The sequence below is a fragment of the Sulfuricurvum sp. PD_MW2 genome, assembly GCF_002633015.1.
Taxonomy (GTDB): domain Bacteria; phylum Campylobacterota; class Campylobacteria; order Campylobacterales; family Sulfurimonadaceae; genus Sulfuricurvum.
Map to the genome: position 1 here is coordinate 1 of NZ_NSIU01000060.1, position 2,065 is coordinate 2,065.

2 protein-coding genes are annotated in these 2,065 nt (G+C 31.2%); both read right to left on the reverse strand.

What is annotated here, in order from left to right; all coding sequences use genetic code 11:
- Positions 1-1,352 (reverse strand): PAS domain S-box protein (locus CJD30_RS11555; protein WP_294919302.1); only part of this gene is annotated, 1,352 nt, incomplete at its 3' end.
- Between the two features lie 129 nt (positions 1,353-1,481).
- Positions 1,482-2,065 (reverse strand): HD domain-containing phosphohydrolase (locus CJD30_RS11560; protein ID WP_294919305.1); only part of this gene is annotated, 584 nt, incomplete at its 5' end.

The following is a 2,065-nucleotide window of genomic DNA, read 5'->3' on the forward strand; positions in this document are numbered from 1 at the left end:
ATAATAATTCTTACTGCAACAACTCCCGCATCATAGATACTGCCATCTTTTCTTTTATATTTTGCCTCAAAATTAATTGGCTCAGTTTCAATAGTTGACATAAAATGCAATATCTCTTCTCTGCTATATTGAACATCTATATCAAAAATCCATAAATTTGTTATTTCTTGCATACTATATCCAAGCATATCCGCTGAGCGTTGACTGCACTCAAATAATTTTCCGTTTAATGAAAAAATAAAAATACCATCTGATGCTAATTTCATAATTTGCTGATATCGTCGTTTTTGTTGTTCAACGACATTACGAAGTATCACATCTTTAGTAATATTCTTGGATATTATAAGAATACTTTTTTTATCCGGCATTATTGATAAACTCATGTTTACGAGAAAAGGTTCTATTTCTTTTGTAAAACAATGTTTTTCAAAATTTTTTACGTAACCTCTTTCAATAACTTCTCTAATGACATTTTTTGATCGTTCAATATCTGCTGGAACACTCAATTCTATACACGATTTTTGAAGCAGCTCTTTTTCTGAATATCCTGTCATTTCACATTGAGCTTGATTAACTTTCAAAAAATTACCATTTAAATCAATTAGTGCAATTGAATCTATAGATGATTGAAACATTGATTCAAACTGTTGTTTTTGATTGTTTAAATTTTCTTCTAACTGTTTACGTTTCGAAATATCCTTCATTACCCCTACATAATATATTTCATCATCTTCTGCTATACTCACTTTTGTAATATTCAAATAAATGTGAAACAATTCACCATTTTTTCTTTTATTAACGATTTCTCCTTCCCAAGCATTTTTCTTTTCAAGATCAATCCATAACTGTTTATAAAAAGACGAATCATACATATCCGATTTCAAGACAGAAGGGGTATTCCCGATCAATTCAGACTCCGAATAACCGCTCATTTGGATATACGCTTGATTGATTTTTAGAATTTTCCCTTTTTTATCGGTAATGACTACGCCGTTCTTTGAATAAAATGCCGCCGAAGCAATTTTCAATTCTTTCATCTTTATATTTAACGAACCAACCATCCGGCTCAAAGCGATCCCAACGATTATAAAAAAAATCATCGAAATATAATCGCCTATATTACTCTTTTGAATGCTGTAAAGAGGTTCCATTTCAAAAAAATAAACCAATAGCGCCGTTAGTCCTGTGGCGTAATACCCACCTCTCTTCCCTCCAACTCTTACACTCAAATATAGAGAAAAATAGTAGGCAAACCAAATATGCGGTTTTACCCATACCCATGTCATTTTATGTATAACCAAAGTAAGAATAGGAATCAATAAAGCATATATTTCATTTTTTTTCATCATCATTTTTCCGATTTTAAGGTTTATCCATAACACAAAACAAATTTTGAACAATCCTATGATATGTCATTTTCGTTGCATTTGTGACGCAAAAAAACTTAATAAATTAAAAAAATGAAATAGTATTGTGATATTTCAGTACTGTAATAATTCGATAAAGCTATTGACATACTTTATATTTAACTGATGTGACATGTCACTTTTTATTAATTTCAGTGCATCATAGGTATGAAAATGTTCGCGGTAGGTACGATCCGTTGTTAACGCATCAAATACATCACACACAGCAATAATTTGTGCAAAAAGAGGAATCGCATTACCTATTAATCCATGTGGATATCCCGTACCATCAAGCTTCTCATGATGATATAAAATAGCCTCTAAGATTTGAACCTTATGGATGCCAAGTTGTTTTGCCAATTCATAACTGTATAGAGGATGTTTTTCTACCATTTCCGTCTCTTCCACTTCAAGATAAGTGGACTTTGTCAGTACTTCTTCAGATAAATTGACTTTACCGCAATCATGTAAAATTCCTGCAATTGCCAAATCGTTCAATTGTTGTCTAGTTAAATTTAGTTTATACCCAAGAATAACCGCCAACATAGCTACTTTTACATTATGTGAAGGCTCATTATATGTGTTTTCAAAAAACAATAATACTGATTTAAAAGGATGTCTAGAATATTCTAATGCTTTAATAAGGCTATCTGCCCAAG